This window comes from Deltaproteobacteria bacterium (genome assembly GCA_016930875.1).
Classification (GTDB): domain Bacteria; phylum Desulfobacterota; class Desulfobacteria; order Desulfobacterales.
On the sequence record JAFGFW010000047.1, the window covers coordinates 36,929 to 53,988 of the forward strand.

Here is a 17,060-nt window from a genome sequence, read left to right on the forward strand (position 1 = left end):
ATGGCAATACCTAGTAAACCGACGGGAGAGCTTCTCGCGGTAAGAGATCCGGAAGTTGAGGAAAGAGAAGTCGATCTGTTGATTATCGGCGGCGGTATGGCTGCCAGCGGTGCGGCCTTTGAGGTCAAGAAATGGTCGGGCGACATGAAAGTCCTTCTGGTTGACAAGGCGGCCATGGAGCGTAGCGGCGCGGTTGCCCAGGGGCTTTCAGCGATCAACACCTATATCGGCAAAAATGCGATTGAGGACTACGTCGAAATGGTTAGAAATGACCTCATGGGTATTACCCGCGATGACCTTGTCTATGATGTAGGCCGTCACGTGGATGACTCTGTCCATCTCTTTGAAGAGTGGGGTCTCCCGTGTTGGAAACTGAGCCCGGAGGGCAAGAACATCGACGGTCAGAAGGGCCTCGAGTTGGGTCTGCTAAAAGACGGGGCCGAGCCCGTGCGCACCGGGAAATGGCAGATTATGATCAATGGGGAATCTTACAAGTGCATCGTGGCAGAAGCTGCCAAGAAGGCACTCGGCGAAGAGAACATCCTGGAGAGAGTCTACATCACAAAACTGCTGCTCGATGCCAATAAGGAGAACACCGTTGCAGGCGCTTGCGGCTTTAGTGTGCGCGAGAACAAGGTCTTCATTATCAAGGCCAAGGCCACACTGGTTGCCTGCGGCGGCGCCGTAAACATTTACATGCCCCGGTCCCAGGGTGAAGGCAAGGGACGTGCCTGGTTTCCTGTATGGAACTCCGGGTCCGGCTATACCCTTTGCATGCAGGCCGGCGCTGAAATGACCATGATGGAAAACCGTTTCACCCCGACTCGCTTCAAGGACGGTTACGGTCCGGTGGGCGCCTGGTTCCTCCTCTTCAAGGCAAAGGTCCAAAACGGGATGGGTGAAAACTATCTGTTGAGCGACTTTACCAAGGCCGAGCTTGAGAAATATGCACCTTACGGGCTGGCTGCGGTGACCCCCACGTGTCTGAGGAACCACGTGATGCTGGCGGAGATGAAAGAGGGCCGTGGCCCGGTCTTTCTTGATACCCCGACCGCCCTGGCCGCGCTTGCAGAGAAGCTAGACAAGAAAGAGCTCAAACACCTCGAATCCGAGGCATGGGAAGACTTCCTTGACATGACCTGCGGCCAGGCCAACCTGTGGTGCGCAAACAACGTTGAGCCTGAAAAGACCATGTCAGAGATCATGCCCACGGAGCCGTATCTGCTCGGTTCTCATTCCGGCTGCTGCGGTGTATGGTGCGGCGGGCCGATGGAAGACTGGAACGTGGATGCCTACAAGACGGGTTATAACCGCATGACGACCGTAAATGGCCTCTTTATCGCCGGTGACGTTGTAGGCGCCTCCGGGCATAAGTTCTCCTCAGGCTCCCACGCAGAGGGTCGTATTGCTATTAAGGCGATGTGCAAGTATGGGGTCGACAATGCCGACTATGTGCCCGCGCCCAAGGAGTCCGCACAGGAGATCGTAGATTACCTGTGGCAACCGGTGAGACTCTTCCTCGACAACTATGAGTACACCACGGCAACTGACATCAACCCGAATTACATCAAGCCCTCGGGTTTTTCCATGCGGTTGATGAAGGCTACTAATGAGTATGGCGGCGGCTGGGCCACGTACTATCAGACGAACGGCACCAACCTCAAGATTCTCATGGATATGTTCAAGGTAATGCATGAGGATTCTTTTAAACTGGGCGCTGGCGACCTGCATGAACTCTTGCGGGCCCATGAGATGAGACACAGACTCTGGACTGTTGAGCTCCATAACCGGCATATCCTCTTCAGGGAGGAGTCCCGCTATCCGGGCTTCTACTACAGGGCAGACTTTCCGGCCACCGATGATGAAAATTGGTTCTGTTTTGGGAATTCCAAGTATGATCCGGCGAGCGGAGAGTGGACTATGATTAAGAAAGACTATATCAAGGTCATTCCCTAGGGGTTACGATTCCTGTGAGGGGATAATATCCTAACACTCCAGGTGCCGCTCTTGCGGCACCTGGAGATTTTTTTAACTTGAACCTTGATGGAATCGTAAAAAGTGGAATCCGTTGGATATGTCATTTCGACCGCAGGGAGAAATGTTGTATTTTTGCTGTTAGGCGGGAAAGATTTCTCGCTGCGTTTGAAATGACAGGTTGTTGAGACTTCCAACGAACCTAATTCAAGTTTGTTGTCGACAGGACGCCGCGAAGCGGCATAAACCAGCTTTTCACGAGTTTGTCAACCTTGGAACGCGGGGGTTCTCCGCAAGAACGTACACCTACGGAGGAATAGCATGACAGAAGAACAAAGAGCCGAAGATCCGATTAAGACGGGCAGCATCCTGGTTGTGGGAGGAGGTATTAGCGGGCTCACTGCAGTCCTTGAAGCGGCTGAAGTAGGCCATGAGGTCTTCCTTGTGGAAAAGGAGCCTTCTTTGGGGGGCAGGGTGGCCCAATTGAGGCACTACTTCCCCAAGCTATGTCCTCCGACATGCGGCCTTGAGATCAATTATAGGAGGATTAAAGAAAACCCCAGGATTCACTACTTCACCTTGGCAGATGTACAGAGCGTTTCAGGGTCTCCGGGAAGCTATGATGTGACAGTCAAACTCAATCCCCGCTATGTGAATGAAAAGTGTACTTGTTGTGGCGAGTGCGAAAAGGTTTGCATGACAAAACTACCTGATGAATTCAATTTCGATATGTGTACGATGAAAGGCGCCTATCTGCCGCACCAGGTGGCCCTTCCCATGCGCTACGTCATTTCTCCCAAGATTATCGGCACAGAGGACGCAAAAAAGTGTGTTGAGGCCTGTAAGTACGATGCTATCGATCTTGATATGCAACCCAGGACCATAAATTTGAAGGTGGGCGCCATCATCTGGGCAACCGGATGGAGGCCGTATGATGCTGCCAAGATAGATAATCTTGGCTTCCAATATCCCAACGTCATCACCAACATGATGATGGAACGCCTTGCCGCCCCTAACGGCCCGAGCAACGGGAAAATCCTGCGCCCTTCGGATAATAAGAAGATTTCAAAGATCGCTTTCGTTCAATGCGCGGGCTCAAGAGACGAAAATCACTTGCCCTATTGTTCCTATATCTGCTGCATGGCATCACTAAAACAGGCAACCTATGTGAGGGAGCAGTATCCTGAAGCACAGGTTTATATATTCTATATTGACATACGGGCACCTGGACAGCGTTACGAAAAGTTCTACAAGAAGATCAAAGAGGACGAGAATGTCTTCCTGATCAAGGGCAAAGTCGCAGAAGTTCAGGAAGATGCGAGCACCAAGGATATTACGGTTGTGGCAGAAAACGCAGTGACCGGCGAAAAAATCCAGGAAACGGTTGACATGGCTGTACTGGCTACTGGAATGGTTCCGAACACGGCGGACACCAAGTTACCCGGTAATGTCAAGTACGACCCGGATGGCTTTGTGGTCTCGGATCTGGCCCAGGGCGGCATGTTTGCCACGGGTTGCGCGGCAAAGCCCCTAGATGTAGTTTCATCCAATCAACATGCCACTGGTATGGCCCTTAAGGCCATTCAGACTTTGGTGAGCAGGTAGGAGGTAATCCATGGAAAAGAAGTTTGGCGTATACATCTGTAAAGGTTGTGGGCTGGGAGAGGCCCTGGATATAGAAAAACTGGAAAAAAAGGTCCCGCCAAAGATAAAGATCTGCAAGACCCATCCCGCCCTATGCTCCCCGGAAGGCGTTGATCTCATCAAAAATGACATAGAAACCGAAGGGGTCAATACGGTTGTTATTGCTGCCTGTTCACGACGCGTGCTTTGGGATGTCTTTGATTTTCGTCCGGCGGTTGTAGAAAGGGTTAATCTAAGAGAAGGCGTGGTATGGAGCCATAAGCCTCGAGAAGATGCCATGCCCGAAGAGGGCCCCCAGGTAGACGAGTGGCTTCAAGATATGGCTCAGGATTATCTCCGCATGGGCATTGCCGAGGCCGAGAAGATCGAGCGTCCCGAGCCATATCATCCAGAGGAAGAGATTAACAAACGGATCATGGTGCTGGGAGGCGGTGTCACCGGCCTGAGCGCGGCCCTTGATGCAGCAAAGGCCGGCTACGAGGCCACGGTCATTGAAAAGGAGCCTCAAGTCGGCGGATTTGCGGCTAAGCTCAGGAAACAGACACCCTGGTCCTTTCCGTACGAGAACTTGCAGACGCCCATAATTGAAGAGATCATAAAAGAGGCGGAGGCCAATCCAAAGATCACCATCCGTACAGAGACCGAGGTGGCCCGTGTCTTTGGCGCCCCTGGGCTATATGACGTGAGCTTTAAGCCGCCCGGGACCAAGAGCAAGTGGGACATACCGGCACCCGTTGAAGCGGCCGAGGGAGCTGAAGCCCCACCGCAACCGCCCGGTGCGGACAAAGCTACTCCTGAGAACCCTGCCAACATCCTGGCAAGGGATCCTGAGGCAGAGCGCTTTGGGGCAATCATATTAGCCACGGGCTGGAAACCGTATGAGCTAAAAAAAGAAGCCGAAGCTGAAGCACCCGCAGAGACAGAGGGTGGGGCGCCCAAAGAGGGTAAGGAAGCTGAAGCAGTGGAAGAGCCTAGTTACGATCATCTTGGTTTCGGCAAGCTTCCGGGCGTTGTGACTAACGTGGCCTTTGAAGAGATGGCGGCCCAGGGCAAGATCTTGCGACCGTCTGATGGGAAACCTGCCCAGAGCGTTGCCTTTGTCCAGTGTCCCGGACAGGGGGCTGACGAGGACTTTCCGTATGCCGCAGCAGTTACCAGCATGGTTGCCTTGAAGCAGGCCAAATATGTCCGGGACGACAACCCCGATGCCAAGGCATATATCTTCTACCAGCACATGCGTACCCTTGGGCAGAACGAGTATTTTTATAAGAGTATCCAACAGGACGAAGGGATCTTTTTAACCAAGGGGGACGTGGTGAGCGTGTCTCAAAATGGCGACGGCACCCTTGTGTTAGAAGCCAATGACACGCTTCTTGGCGAGAACATCAAGGTGGGCGTGGACATGGTGGTCCTGGGCACGGGCATGGTGCCGGTGACAAGGGATGATCCGATCCTAAATCTCGCCTATCGACAAGGGCCTGGGTTTAAGGATCTGGACCTTTTTGACGGGTATGCAGATTCGAATTTCATCTGTTTCCCCTATGAGACCCGAAGGACGGGTATCTATGTGGCAGGCTGCGTACGCAAGGCGTTAGGAATACAGGAATGCAGGGAGGATGCAACTGGTGCTGCTTTAAAGGCGATCCAATGTCTCGAGTCGGCCAACCGGGGCATGGCGGTGCACCCCAGGTCATGGGATATGACATTTCCTGATTTTTTCTTTCAGCGGTGCACACAGTGCAAGCGATGTACTGAAGAGTGTCCCTTTGGGGCCTTGGATGACGACGAGAAAGGTACACCGCTACCCAACCCGACCCGATGTCGAAGGTGCGGTATCTGCATGGGGGCGTGTCCGGAGCGCATCATCGGTTTTTCCGATTACAATATTGATTCGATCGGCTCCATGGTCAAGGCGATTGACGTTCCCGAAGACGATGAGGAGAAACTGAGGGTCCTGATACTTGCATGTGAGAACGATGCCTATCCTGCCCTTGATATCTGCGGTTTGAATCGTCTCAACTATAATGCACACGTAAGGGTTATTCCGGTCAGGTGCCTTGGCTCGGTGAACGTGGTCTGGATCAAGGATGCCCTGTCCAAAGGGATGGACGGTGTTCTTATGATCGGCTGCAAGTTTGGCGACGACTACCAATGCCACTTTATCAAGGGAAGCGAACTGGCCGACATCCGCATGGATAAAATAGGCGACGCTTTGCAGAGCCTGGCCCTTGAAAAAGAGCGAGTGCAGCAGGTCCAGATCGCCATTGACGAGTACGAGAAGCTTCCAGGCATAATCGCAGAGTTCATGGAAGTAATAGAAGGGGTTGGCCCTAACCCGTTTAAGGGGTTTTAGTGTTCCTCGGTAAACCCAATAAACCTTGGTCTTAACGGCAGGAGGAGGTAGGAAAATGGCAGACAGCAAGTGGGTGGAACCTGATCTTAACTTTGTCAGACAGCTCAAGGCATTGGGGGGAGATACTCTCAAGAAGTGTTACCAGTGCGCGACGTGCTCGGTAGTGTGTCCCATCTCGCCGGACGAAAAACCGTTTCCCAGAAAAGAGATGATTGCTGCCCAGTGGGGGTTGAAGGACAAGCTTGTTGGCAACATGGATGTCTGGCTTTGCCATCAGTGTAATGATTGTTCTACATACTGCCCAAGGGGGGCACGACCTGGGGATGTGCTAAATGCTGTGAGAGCGTACAGCATTCAGGAATATGCCTGGCCGAGTTGGCTGGGCAAGCTTGTGGCCGATTCGAGGTTGTGGTGGCTGTTGTTAGGGATCCCCGTGGCCCTTTATTTTTTACTACTTGGTGCAATCGGTCATTTGCACGTACCAGAGGGTGAGATCGAATTTGCCAAATTCTTTCCCACCTTGCTAGTGGACGCTATCTTTATTCCTCTAACCGGATGGGTTTTTTTGACCTTTGGAATCGGCATCTCAAGATTTATGACTGACATCCGCCAGCATGCCATTGCAGATGGAAAGGCCAAACGGAAGGATTTAAATGTCCCGGATTTTCTAAGAACTATAGTCTGCACCCTGCCTACTATTTTAAGGCACAGCAAGTTCAGCGAGTGTAGCACGAACAAAGACAGGTACCTTGCCCATATCCTCGTCATGTACTCCTTTATCGGGCTTTTTGTGGTCACGAACATCTTTTTTGTTGCCTTGTACATACTTCAGGTGCCTGGGCCGTATTCCCAGACCAACCCTGTAAAGATCCTGGCCAATGTCAGTGGCATTGCACTCATTGTGGGAGCCATACTCATGATGGCTAATCGCGCCAAAGACAGGGGCACTAATGTTGGAAAGGGAAGTTATTTTGACTGGTCCTTGCTTATACTGGTTCTGGGATTAGGGGTTACCGGCGAGCTGTCGCAATTAACCCGGTTGGCCCACATGCCTGTTGTGGCCTATCCCATGTATTTTGCTCATCTGGTCTTTGTGTTCTGTCTGTTTACCTATCTGCCATTTTCAAAGCTTGCGCACCTTGTTTATCGAACACTGGCCATGTCCTACTCGCGGTATTCTGGGAGGGAGCCGTTGGAATAAATAGGATTTTAGATCGCGGATTTTGGAAAAAAAAGCCCCTTGGACCGTTGCAGCAAAGGGTCCAAGGGGCTTTTTTTGTACAGCTTACATTTATGCCTTACGGAATTGTTTTGAACGGTTACCAACAAAAAAGGGAGAGACTTAAAACCGTCTCTCCCTTTTTTCTTCCCTAAAAACTGTGGGCGGTAGGCCCTAAAAACTCTTGTAGCCCAACGCGCCTGCGCAAACCCATCACATTCTAAAACTCCGGAACAGGCAAGTATTCTCCCTCCTTGGCAGCCATCTCCTTTATCTCATCCATTCGCTTTAAAACACCATCTACCGCCTCTGCACCAACAGACTTTGATTTGGCTATCTCCTCAAAAAGCGTCCTGTTAAATGCTATAGGTGTATCTGTTATACAATCCCTTGTATCTATCCTTGCGGTGTCAAAGGCATGTGTGATATCTTTGACCTTATCTTCAGGAACTTCTACATTCAAGGCCTGTACGCCGCCTCCAAATAGGTCCACTACTTTATCCTCAAGCCCACTTCCCTTGATTGCCCCTAATCTTTTGTCGTCTAAAAGTACAACTATGGTCTTAGCCATCTCGCACCTCCTATTAGATATCCATATCAGGCAAATCTACCTCTAGTCTCATTTCCTTTTCCTTCACATACTTCGGATTGCAGAAGGGATAATCAAATTTCTTCCACCACTTAACAATAACCTTGTATACCTCGGGCCTGAAGATAACCTTAGGTGGAAAGACACCCTCTGCGACCATGCCCCTGACAAAACTCCCGCTGAATTTCTCTTTTTCTTTGTCATGACCACAGCAATCACTGTATGCGATCTCGTTACACACAGGACAATACCAGAATTCTTTCATATTCTGAGGCCGCATCTTCAAACCATACGGAACCTCATTAATCGCAGCAGGAAAACCAAAACTGGGTATTCCCACACTCCAGAGTGTCTGTGTGGCATACATATCATAATATTTACCGACAGCCGCATGATCTCTTCCGAACATGTGGTGCGTGCACCCCATGTTCTGCCTGATGATCCCGTGCAGCATAGACTCAAGAGGATTTCCATACCTCATGTCCCACAGAGTAAACGTTACCAGGTGCCGAGACGGCTTGATATAGCCTCCAAGATTAACCGCCTCATGACCTTCAATGATTGCCTCATCCGGATAATCCCCGGGTCTCTTAACACCAATGATCGCGTTTACCTGTATGCCGTGACAGGGCTCTATATCCCCCATATAAGCGGCATTCTTCATGAGGAACTCGTGGCCGATATGTGGGACATTTCTCGTTTGATGGTTTATGACAGTCCTCCAGCCCCTCCTGGCATATTCCTCCCTGGACTTCTTGGGAGGATACCAGAACCGATCAAAGGGCGGCAAGAACGTGGGCTCATTGATGATCCTGAACTTTCCGGCCAAAACCACCGGATTCAAATTTTTGTAAATAACCCAGCCCGGCATCTTCTTGTCAAATGGCTCATTTACGACCTCAGGGTTGCCTTCAGGCGTGCCAAAGGTCTTAGTAGCCAGCTCTTCCGGATTGTCAATTCTCCATATTTCATCGATATCAAGGATTGCAAAGGGCTTTCCCTTAAGCCTCAAGACCAGCCTGTCTCCTACAGTGACACCCAAATTCTTAAAGTCTTCTTCACTGATATCAAAAACCAACGGATAGGGAAAAACCCAATCATTTAACAGTCTTCTTTCCTTTAATATCCTTTCGACCTCTGCCTTCTTCATGGACCCTTCAACAGGAGAAAAGAAACCGTAGCAGATGGACATGATCTCCCTGTAGACATTCCTTATAGGCACACCATTTTCGTCCAGGGTCGGCTTGATGTCAAAAACAGGACAGCCTTTTGCCAACTTTCTTCCTAACTCAGGATCTCTCACGACCCTTTCTTCCAGTCTCCCTCCATGAGGCGGGGGCGTTTCTATCAGTAATGACATCGCATACCTCCTTATCAATAAACCTGAAAACCAAAAAACTTCAAAATATCCTTCATCCTAAAGTCACATGCTGGGGATAAGAACCAGGCTCCCCGACCTGTGTGCTCTCCGTTTCCAGGGCCTCCCCTCCTTTCCTGTCGTAGTCTCGTATTCATGAAATTTCCTTTCATACAGGGTAAATGAGTTTGCTTTTGTCCGGGGTCAATCACACCTCTTGACGCCAAGAGGACTGGCAAGCAAACGCCACATGATCCGAAAAAATAGTGCATTTCTATTAGTACAAATACCCTCTGTTGTCAAGGGAGAAAACTCCTGTCAAATCCTTGACATCCTGCGCGATAAAGGCTTGCTTACATCTTCCGCGTGAGCACATAATCGGCCAGGTCTTCAAGGAGGGCTCGGGTCTTTGAGGCCTCAAATATGCCAAGACATCTTTTTGCTCTGTCAACGTGCTCCCCGGCTTGCTTCCTGGCATAGGCGATACCGCCGTACTTACTGACAAGGTCCAGGATGGTGTCAAAGTCCTCGCTCTTGAATTCCTCATCTAGGATAATAGTCTCCATTGTGTGGCGGTCCTCCTTGGCGGCACGATTTAAGGCGTGAATGAGAGGCAGGGTCAATTTTCCCTCCCTCAGATCTGCCCCTGTTGCCTTTCCGAGGACGTTGCTGTCTGCCGTGTAGTCGAGCAGGTCATCAACCAGTTGAAATGCGCTTCCAAGGCAATGCCCGTATTGGGCCAGGGCATCTACCTTATCCGCAGGGGCGCCTGCCAGCAAGGCCCCTGACTGACACGCAGCCTGAATTAGACAGGCAGTCTTGCGCTTGATCACTTCCATGTATTGCCCTTCGTCCAGGGCTACATCTCGCCGGTGCAAGAGCTGGTGAATTTCGCCTTCCGACATTTCGGCCGTGGCATGGGCAAGGATGTTAATTATGGCGATCTGATCCGTCTTGGCTGCAATGGCAATGGAACGGGCGAGCAAGAAGTCTCCCACAAGGACTGTAGCTGGGTTTCCCCAGATTGAGTGGGCTACCGGATTACCCCGGCGAACCTCAGCCCCATCCACCAGATCATCGTGAAGCAAGGTGGCAGCGTGCAGGTATTCAAACACGACGGACAGGGTTTTGTCATAATTTCCTTTGTATCCGCAGAGTCGTGCTGAGAGTACCATGAGGACTGGACGGAGCCTTTTGCCGCCGCTAAACATTATGTACTTGGCCACGTGAGAAACAAGGGGAAGATAAGGCTGGAGGTTTTCCGCAAGGGCCTTCTCGATTCCCACCAGGTCCTGTGAAATGGCCTCCAGTATCCGTTCTTTCAGCCCGGTCATACCGTGTCTCCTGTCAGGTCATAGTTGTGGGCTTCGGTGATCCGCACTTTCACAAAGCTACCCGGCTCTGCCCCGCCCTGATTGATGCGGATGACGCCATCTACATCAGGCGCCTGAAAGGCGGCCCTTGCGATCATTTGACCTTGGCTGGTTTCGGCAGCCCGCTCCACGACCACCTGGAGGGTTTTGCCTACATATTTCTGGTTGTTTTCCCTGGAAAGAGCAGCCTGGAGCGTCATGAGACGGTCAAGACGTTCTTGCTTCACTTGCTCCGCCACATGATTTCTTAAGTTGTACGACGGGATGTCTTCTTCATTGGAATACATGAACGTTCCCAGGTGGTCAAACCTGACCTTTTCAATGAAGTCCAACATGCATTCAAAATCATGCTCTGTTTCACCCGGAAATCCTACGATGAGCGTGGTGCGCAGCACAGCGCCAGGCGCCTTGTCACGTATGCGCTCAAAGAGCTTGAGGATTTCCGCACTGTTGTGGCGACGCCCCATGTTTTTGAGAATCGGCTCGCTTATGTGCTGGACCGGGATATCAAAATATGAACAGAGATTATTGTGCGTGCCGATTGTCTCTATGAGTGAATCAGTTATGAAATCCGGGTGGCCATAAAGGACCCGCACCCATGCTAACCCGGAGATTTCCGCCAACTTCGTCAGGAGGTGTTCCAGGCCGTAACCGCGGTCCAGGTCTTGGCCGTAAGCCGTGGTGTTTTGAGCCACCAATATCAATTCCTCAACCCCGGTCTTGGCAAGGATTGTCGCCTCAGATAGCACTTTTTCCATGGGACGACTTCTGAGTGGTCCTCTGAGCTTTGGAATAATGCAGTAGGTGCAACGGCCAGAGCATCCCTCTGCAATCTTCAGATAAGCGGTATGGGGCGACGTGGTGCGTAACCTGGGGACATTTTCGTTAAGGTCCGAACCATTACACGGATGGGGCAACAGGACGCACGTCCCATCTAATGAACCCCGGACAGCGTCAATGATCAGGTGAAAGGCCCCTGTTCCAAGAAAGGCATCTACTTCCGGAAGCGCCTTGGCCAAGTTTGCGCCATAACGTTCCGGGAGGCAACCCACAACAACGAGTTTCCTGCCCACAGCCTGCTTTTTCCATTGCGCCATCTCAAGAATAGTGTCGATCGATTCATCCACGGCAGGGCGTATAAAGCTGCAGGTATTTACCACGACGCAGTCAGACTCTGACTCCTCGGAGGTAATGGTGCAGCCTGCCTGAAGTAGGCGGCCCAGCATGATTTCCGTGTCCACCAAATTCCTCGGACAGCCAAGACTGATGAAATGTATTTTCATTCAATGCAGGACGTGTTGAATTCAAATCCCTTCTCACATATCACCTGGCTGAAAAACAAAGAGCAAGGCACTTATTCGCCCTGCTCTTATTGCCATTGTACTGAACTTAAGGATATGCCAAATGGTAACTGGCATCAGACATCCGCTATCAGGTCATTTTATCCCTTAAGCTTTTCTACCTCGGCTGTTATGGCAGGCACGACCTTGAAGAGATCATCCACAATGCCAAAATCAGCCTTCTTGAAGATGGGCGCCTCAGCGTCCTTGTTGATGGCTACAACATACTTTGATGATCCCATGCCGGCAAGGTGTTGTATAGCACCTGAGATGCCACAAGCAATGTAGAGGTTTGGCGACACGACCTTCCCGGTCTGTCCTACCTGATCGGAATGAGGTCGCCAGCCTTCATCTACCGCAGATCTTGACGCCCCGACAGCCCCGCCTAGAAGCCGGGCCAGTTTTTCCAAAACACTGAAGTCGGGCCCTGCCATTCCGCGTCCGCCTGAGACAACGATATCGGCCTCGGTTAGATCGACCTGGGCGGCAGCCTCCACCTTTTTTTCCAGAACTCTTGTCTTGCCCACGCCGGGATTGACCGGAATGCTCTCCACATCTGCGGTCTTTTTCGCATCAATGATTTCCATCACGTTCGGGCGTATGGACGCCATCTGTGGTGTCCCCTCAATGGCAACCTCGGCCAAAACCTTGCCCCCAAAGATCGGACGTGTGGCGATGAGTGTTTCTCCGTCAACTTTTAGGGCAATGCAATCCATGGCAAGACCGGCATCGAGCCGCGCAGCCAGCCGTGCGGAGAGATCTTTGCCCTGGGTTGAGGCCCCCAGTAACAAGATCTTCGGATCTTTGTCCTTCACAATATCGCAAAGTACGTTCGTATAGATATCTGTAGTGTAGTCAGCCAGTGCCGGATCATCTCCTGCCAGGATCTTCTCTGCCCCGTGCTTGGCCAGCTCCGCTGCAATTCCCTCCACGCCGGAACCCAGAACTACTGCTGTGAGCGGTTCTCCAAGGACGTCAGCCAGCCGGCTGCCTTCACTGACGACCTCATAGGCAATCTTTCTCAAGCCACCATCAACCTGTTCTGCCAGTACCAAAACACCCTCTGCCATATCAGTCTCTCCTCTTTTTGTTTTGCGATCCCACGACCGTTGTGGGGGCTCTAAATGACTTTCGCCTCTTCTCGTAGCAATCTCACGAGTTCACCGGCCACTTCCTCAACAGTCTCTCCCTCAATAATCCTGCCTGGGGCCCTCTCCGGCGGGAACGAGAGCGTCCTAACTCTACATCTGGCCGCAGCCGGGCCCACCTCACTCGAGTCTAAACCGATGTCAGCCAGTGTCTTTTTTCCCAGGGGCTTTTTCTTTGCCTTCATGATCCCCGGAAGGGAGGCATATCTTGGCTCATTGAGACCTCTTTGAGTGGTAAAAAGCGCCGGCAATTCAGCCTCAATAACCACTGTCCCTCCCTCAACGGTTCGTTCGCACCTGATATTTCCGTCACTGATCTCTTGCTTGAACACCATGGACACCTGAGGGATGTCAAGAAACTCCGCTACGGCTGCCGGCACCAGGTAACCATCATCATCCACTGCGCGCTGGCCTGCTATGATGATGTCATAAGGGATGTCTTTTAAAGCTGTGGCAAGGACCTTAGCTGTTCCTAGGCCGTCGGCTCCCTCAAGCGCCGGATCATTGATAAGCACTCCTTCATCGGCGCCCATGGCAAGGGCGGTTCGGATAGCCTCGACTGCTCTCTCTGGTCCTGCAGTAAGGATTGTGACTCTGCCCCCCCCTTGGTTCTCTCTGATTCTCAGGGCTTCTTCAACGGCAAATTCATCGTAAGGGTTAATGACCCATTTCACATCCTCTGTCTTAACGGTAGTTTTGTCTTCCCCAATCTGGATCGCAGTCTCAGTATCAGGAACTTGTTTCAATAAAACAACGACTTCCACTCTCCAACTCCTTTCTAGAACGTCAACAAGCAAAATCCAGCCCTCATGAGCCGTGTTGCACATTCATGGCGCAACCAATCTCCGAGGACAAAGTCTGCCGCACCATATGGCAAAAAACCAAAGAAATGTCAAGATCTTCAACGCCTGGGCTTGTGAGGGCTAATCTCCCATACTCATGTTATTCCCTTGACAATATCAAGACCTCAATTATATTTAAAACATAGGGTTTTTACAATTTCCGACTTCTTTTTTTGCAAAGAGCAACATCATAATATTATGGCAGAAACCGATTATTATAAAATCCTGGGTGTGGACAGGAAGGCAAGCGAGGGTGAGGTCAAGAAGGCCTATCGCAAACTGGCCATGAAGTATCATCCTGACCGCACTAAAGGGGATAAGTTGGCTGAGGAAACGTTCAAGAAGGTCAGTGAGGCGTATGCAGTACTGAGTGACAAGGAAAAACGCAAGCAATATGACGCCGTTGGCGTTTCCGGCTTTCGCCAGCGATATTCCCAGGAAGACATTTTCAGTAGCTTCAATTTTGGAGACATTTTCAGGGAATTCGGCTTTGACGATAGCGCTTTTGGGAATGTATTCACGGGTGGGAGGCGATGTCGGAAGGCCAGCTTTGACTTTGGCGGAGATCCGTTTACGGCCTACACATCACCGCAGAGGGCCCCGGCAAAAGGGGCCGATCTGGTATACGAACTGCCTTTGACCCTCCAAGAAGTACTCAATGGCGCTACCAAAACTGTAGCTCAGGGGCAAGTTGGAGCACATAAAAAAATCATCGTAAAGATCCCCAAGGGGATGGTGACGGGGAAGAAACTGCGTTTGGCCGGCAAGGGGCAGCCTGGGGCCTTTGGTGGACCGCCGGGAGATTTCTACATCCAGGCCAAGGTGGTGGATGACCCAGTCTTCAAACATGTGGGCCACGACCTTTATATCGATCAAGAGATAAGGCTGACCGATGCATTGTTGGGGACAAGAGTTGAGATTCCAACTCTTGACGGAAAGCACCTTAATCTAAAAATACCTCCACGTACTCAACACAACACCAAGATGCGTCTGAAGGGATTCGGCCTCCCTATAATGAAAAAGGGGCTAAAGGGGGATCTTTATGCCCGGGTCTTGGTCAAGATTCCCAAACGTTTGAGCAAGAAACAGAAGGCTTTGATCGAGGAGTTGGCAGAGACCGGGCTTTGAGGTTAGCTTATGCCGCCAGAATTGATTCCAGTCCTGTCCAAGGCTGAAATCGAGAAAAAGACCAAAATCCTCGCAAATCGCATTTCCGAAGATTATGATGGAAAGGAAGTTGTACTCATCGGCATCCTTAAAGGCGCTTTCATCTTCCTGGCCGATTTGGTCCGTGAGCTTACCATCCCTGTTCAGATAGACTTTGCCCGTTTGGCCAGTTACGGCTCCGACACATCATCTTCCGGGCAAATCCGAATAACAAAGGAAATTGAAACGGACATAAGGGGTCGACATGTCATCGTGGTTGAGGACATAGTGGATTCTGGCCTGACTATTGCATACATTTTGGACTATCTCAAGCAATTCCATCCCGAGTCTGTCAAGGTTTGTGCCCTTATTGATAAGGTTGAACGTCGGGAGGTGCAAATTCCGATTGACTATGCAGGGTATGTGGTGGATGCTGGATTTTTGGTGGGATACGGGCTGGATTTTGATGAGAAATATCGCAATCTGCCGGAAATCTACCATTTGATACTGTGAGGGAAAGGAGCCCACAATGGTCATAACCTGTGAAAATTGTGAGTCCAAGTTTAGGCTGGACGAAAGCCTTGTCAAGGAATCAGGTTCCAAAGTCAGATGCTCCAACTGTCAGCACATATTCACGGCCTACAAGACTTCCGCGGCCGAGGAGATCAGCCCAACTCTTGACCTCCAAGAGGAAGATCCAGCGCAACCCGATGAATCCTCTGAAGAGCCCCTTGATTTTGATCTGTTTGGGTCAGAAGAGGGACAGGATGAAGAGGGGTTCTCGCTCGAGGATTTCGGGTTCGAAGAAGAGTCCGCAGAACAAAAGGCTTCTGAAGAAATATCTGTAAGTGAGGAGGAGATCACTGCGGGAGATCTTGGTTTTGAGGAAGCGCCTGAACCAACGCCAGAGCCGGTTTCTGAGGAAAAAGGGGAGCAGGAGATCGATCTTGATGGCCTTAGCCTGGAAGAAGGAACTCCATCTGAAGGCGTTCCTCCGGTAGCAGAACAGGCTGAAGAAGAAAAGATCAAAGCCGGAGAGGAGATCTCTTTTGAAGATTTCAGTCTGGAGGAAGAACCTGTTGCCGAAGGAGTACCGGAACCGACCGAAGAATTGACTCTGGAGGATGAGCCTGAAGAAGAAATTTCCTTTGAAGACCTGAGTGTGGAGGAAGTCGAGGTCGAAGAGGAGCTTACTGAAGAGGGGCCTGCCGAGGAAGAGACAGCAGAGATACCGAAAGATGCCGGCGTGCCGTTGCCTGAAGGTTTGCCTATTGCTTCCGTGGAGGAAGGCGAAGAGACGGAAGAAGGTATTCAAGATGAAATTCCGCCTCCACCAATAGTTGAACAGCTCCCGGAGAAAAGACGTATCAGCATGCCCTTTATGGTGATGTTGATCATTGTCCTCGTAGGAGGGGGGGCTTATGCTGCATACACGATTTTAAAGAGCCAGAATATAGAAATACCTTTTCTGGAATCTTTGGCAGGCGCCGGCAAATCCGAGACGATTGATCTTGGAAACATGCATATAAGCTTGCTTGAGAATCTGATTGCCGGTGAATTCGTTGAGAGCAAATCGGCTGGACGCCTTTTCGTGGTCAAGGGTAAGATTAGAAGTAATTATCCTGAAACACGCAACTTCATAAGGTTGAAAGGTGTCATCTACTTGAAGGACGGCAAGATAGCGCAAGATCGTATTGTTTATTGCGGCAACGTCTTATCGGATACTGACTTGCAAAGCCTGGACAGACAGACCATCAACAAGAGATTGGGTAACAGATTCGGTCAGAACAAGTTGAACTTCAGGGTGCCTAATGGCAAAGTCCTTCCCTTCATGGTTGTATTTTTTGATTTGCCTGAAGAGTTAGGTGAGTTCAGCGTGGAGGTAGTAGGTTCTATTCCGGCATAATGGACGTCTCGCAGCCCCTGCTGCTTTGGGAAAAGGAACCGCTTCTTGTTGTTGGTGTCCCACAGCATGGGCATCATGCCCTTGGGGCTCAGAGCAAATGGCTGGATGCCTCTGTTCGGCGTTTTTCCCTGTTCCAAGTCGTGAGCCGTCTCCCGTCTTATGGTTTAAG

At 50.8% G+C, this 17,060-nt stretch carries 13 protein-coding genes; 7 read left to right on the forward strand and 6 right to left on the reverse strand.

Annotation, left to right across the window (positions count from 1 at the left end):
• The 4 genes from JW883_04725 (at position 1) to qmoC (ending at position 7,172) form a co-directional block, all read left to right on the forward strand.
• Positions 1-1,956, forward strand: coding sequence for an adenylyl-sulfate reductase subunit alpha (locus JW883_04725; protein MBN1841574.1), 1,956 nt, complete (start codon positions 1-3; stop codon positions 1,954-1,956).
• Positions 1,957-2,295: 339 nt separating this feature from the next.
• A complete protein-coding gene (locus tag JW883_04730) occupies positions 2,296-3,579 on the forward strand; it encodes a CoB--CoM heterodisulfide reductase iron-sulfur subunit A family protein (GenBank protein MBN1841575.1) in 1,284 nt (427 codons plus the stop codon).
• A 10-nt stretch (positions 3,580-3,589) separates the two neighbouring features.
• Positions 3,590-5,971 carry an FAD-dependent oxidoreductase gene (locus JW883_04735; protein MBN1841576.1) on the forward strand — a complete coding sequence of 794 codons (2,382 nt, stop codon included), beginning with the start codon at positions 3,590-3,592 and terminating at the stop codon, positions 5,969-5,971.
• Positions 5,972-6,026: 55 nt separating this feature from the next.
• Complete coding sequence (gene qmoC / locus JW883_04740; GenBank protein ID MBN1841577.1) at positions 6,027-7,172, forward strand: quinone-interacting membrane-bound oxidoreductase complex subunit QmoC; 1,146 nt, start codon at positions 6,027-6,029, stop codon at positions 7,170-7,172.
• 238 nt (positions 7,173-7,410) lie between these two features.
• Here the strand turns inward: qmoC and JW883_04745 are convergent, their stop codons facing one another.
• The 6 genes from JW883_04745 to JW883_04770 all read right to left on the reverse strand — a co-directional run bounded on the left by JW883_04745 (position 7,411) and on the right by JW883_04770 (position 13,761).
• Complete coding sequence (locus tag JW883_04745) at positions 7,411-7,761, reverse strand: hypothetical protein (protein MBN1841578.1); 351 nt, start codon at positions 7,759-7,761, stop codon at positions 7,411-7,413.
• Between the two features lie 13 nt (positions 7,762-7,774).
• Positions 7,775-9,139 (reverse strand): sulfate adenylyltransferase, encoded by a 1,365-nt coding sequence (gene sat, locus JW883_04750; GenBank protein MBN1841579.1) that lies wholly within the window; start codon positions 9,137-9,139, stop codon positions 7,775-7,777.
• 350 nt (positions 9,140-9,489) lie between these two features.
• Positions 9,490-10,470: a polyprenyl synthetase family protein gene (locus JW883_04755; GenBank protein MBN1841580.1), complete on the reverse strand. Its 981-nt coding sequence runs from the start codon at positions 10,468-10,470 to the stop codon at positions 9,490-9,492.
• Positions 10,467-11,792 carry a 30S ribosomal protein S12 methylthiotransferase RimO gene (gene rimO, locus JW883_04760; GenBank protein ID MBN1841581.1) on the reverse strand — a complete coding sequence of 442 codons (1,326 nt, stop codon included), beginning with the start codon at positions 11,790-11,792 and terminating at the stop codon, positions 10,467-10,469. The genes JW883_04755 and rimO overlap by 4 nt, the downstream gene beginning before the upstream one ends.
• A gap of 158 nt (positions 11,793-11,950) precedes the next feature.
• Positions 11,951-12,919, reverse strand: coding sequence for an electron transfer flavoprotein subunit alpha/FixB family protein (locus JW883_04765; protein MBN1841582.1), 969 nt, complete (start codon positions 12,917-12,919; stop codon positions 11,951-11,953).
• A 50-nt stretch (positions 12,920-12,969) separates the two neighbouring features.
• A complete protein-coding gene (locus JW883_04770; protein ID MBN1841583.1) occupies positions 12,970-13,761 on the reverse strand; it encodes an electron transfer flavoprotein subunit beta/FixA family protein in 792 nt (263 codons plus the stop codon).
• Between the two features lie 276 nt (positions 13,762-14,037).
• Here JW883_04770 and JW883_04775 point away from each other — a divergent pair, with 276 nt between their 5' ends.
• The 3 genes from JW883_04775 to JW883_04785 are packed head-to-tail and all read left to right on the forward strand — an operon-like array spanning position 14,038 to position 16,891.
• The gene (locus JW883_04775) at positions 14,038-14,967 is read left to right on the forward strand and encodes a J domain-containing protein (GenBank protein ID MBN1841584.1); all 930 of its coding nucleotides are present in this window, start codon (positions 14,038-14,040) and stop codon (positions 14,965-14,967) included.
• A 9-nt stretch (positions 14,968-14,976) separates the two neighbouring features.
• Positions 14,977-15,498 (forward strand): hypoxanthine phosphoribosyltransferase, encoded by a 522-nt coding sequence (gene hpt / locus JW883_04780; protein ID MBN1841585.1) that lies wholly within the window; start codon positions 14,977-14,979, stop codon positions 15,496-15,498.
• Between the two features lie 16 nt (positions 15,499-15,514).
• Positions 15,515-16,891: a zinc-ribbon domain-containing protein gene (locus JW883_04785; GenBank protein MBN1841586.1), complete on the forward strand. Its 1,377-nt coding sequence runs from the start codon at positions 15,515-15,517 to the stop codon at positions 16,889-16,891.
• The last annotated feature ends 169 nt before the right edge of the window (positions 16,892-17,060 follow it).

Bases quoted from the DNA above. Each gene is read 5' to 3' on its own strand.
- JW883_04725 (MBN1841574.1), top strand. From the start codon at position 1: ATGGCAATACCTAGTAAACCGACGGGAGAGCTTCTCGCGGTAAGAGAT.
- JW883_04730 (MBN1841575.1), top strand. From the start codon at position 2,296: ATGACAGAAGAACAAAGAGCCGAAGATCCGATTAAGACGGGCAGCATC.
- JW883_04735 (MBN1841576.1), top strand. From the start codon at position 3,590: ATGGAAAAGAAGTTTGGCGTATACATCTGTAAAGGTTGTGGGCTGGGA.
- qmoC (MBN1841577.1), top strand. From the start codon at position 6,027: ATGGCAGACAGCAAGTGGGTGGAACCTGATCTTAACTTTGTCAGACAG.
- JW883_04745 (MBN1841578.1), bottom strand. From the start codon at position 7,761: ATGGCTAAGACCATAGTTGTACTTTTAGACGACAAAAGATTAGGGGCA.
- sat (MBN1841579.1), bottom strand. From the start codon at position 9,139: ATGTCATTACTGATAGAAACGCCCCCGCCTCATGGAGGGAGACTGGAA.
- JW883_04755 (MBN1841580.1), bottom strand. From the start codon at position 10,470: ATGACCGGGCTGAAAGAACGGATACTGGAGGCCATTTCACAGGACCTG.
- rimO (MBN1841581.1), bottom strand. From the start codon at position 11,792: ATGAAAATACATTTCATCAGTCTTGGCTGTCCGAGGAATTTGGTGGAC.
- JW883_04765 (MBN1841582.1), bottom strand. From the start codon at position 12,919: ATGGCAGAGGGTGTTTTGGTACTGGCAGAACAGGTTGATGGTGGCTTG.
- JW883_04775 (MBN1841584.1), top strand. From the start codon at position 14,038: ATGGCAGAAACCGATTATTATAAAATCCTGGGTGTGGACAGGAAGGCA.
- hpt (MBN1841585.1), top strand. From the start codon at position 14,977: ATGCCGCCAGAATTGATTCCAGTCCTGTCCAAGGCTGAAATCGAGAAA.
- JW883_04785 (MBN1841586.1), top strand. From the start codon at position 15,515: ATGGTCATAACCTGTGAAAATTGTGAGTCCAAGTTTAGGCTGGACGAA.